The organism is Pseudomonas sp. EA_65y_Pfl1_P113 (assembly GCF_963970525.1).
Lineage (GTDB): Bacteria > Pseudomonadota > Gammaproteobacteria > Pseudomonadales > Pseudomonadaceae > Aquipseudomonas > Aquipseudomonas tritici.
Map to the genome: position 1 here is coordinate 1 of NZ_CAXAQM010000310.1, position 548 is coordinate 548.

Annotated in this window: 2 protein-coding genes; both read right to left on the bottom strand. The window is 60.9% G+C overall.

What is annotated here, in order from left to right; genetic code table 11:
* Positions 1-216: YkgJ family cysteine cluster protein (locus AACY52_RS29780; protein ID WP_339561299.1), on the bottom strand; the 216-nt coding region annotated here is incomplete at its 3' end.
* Between the two features lie 9 nt (positions 217-225).
* A partial coding sequence (locus AACY52_RS29785) for an SCO family protein (RefSeq protein ID WP_339561300.1) occupies positions 226-548 on the bottom strand: 323 nt, incomplete at its 5' end.

A 548-nucleotide genomic window follows, 5' to 3' on the forward strand; every position in this document is an offset into this window, starting at 1 on the left:
CACGCACTCGCTGACATAGGCATGGCGGTGCTTGTAATTGGAACACAAGGCCGTCTCGCGGTCGAGCAATCGGCACGACACGTTGGTCGGCAATAGCTCGCCCGTTTCTTCATCTTCCAGCTTATGGACACAGCATTTGCCACAGCCATCGCACAAGGCTTCCCACTGGCCGCGATCGAGCGTGTCGATTGGTTCTTCCCAGAAACGGCTAGTCATCAGCGTGGCTCATCGTACCCATCGGTCGAGTTCGGTTGCGACGTCTTGCGGCGTCTTGTCCTGCGGCAACAAGGCGACGGGCTTGCCCGCCGGATCCATAAGATAGGCAAGGCGGGCGTGCGCCACCAGATAGCCACCCTCCGCATTGGGCTTTTCCGCCTCGAAATACGCGCCATACGCCTTGGCAACGGCGGCAATCGCCTGTGGGCTGCCCGTCAAACCGACCATGCGCGGGTGAAAGGCGGATACGAACGCCTTGAGCACGGCCGGTGTATCGCGCTTTGGGTCGACGGTCACGAAGATCGGTACGACCTTCGCCCCACGCACGGGAT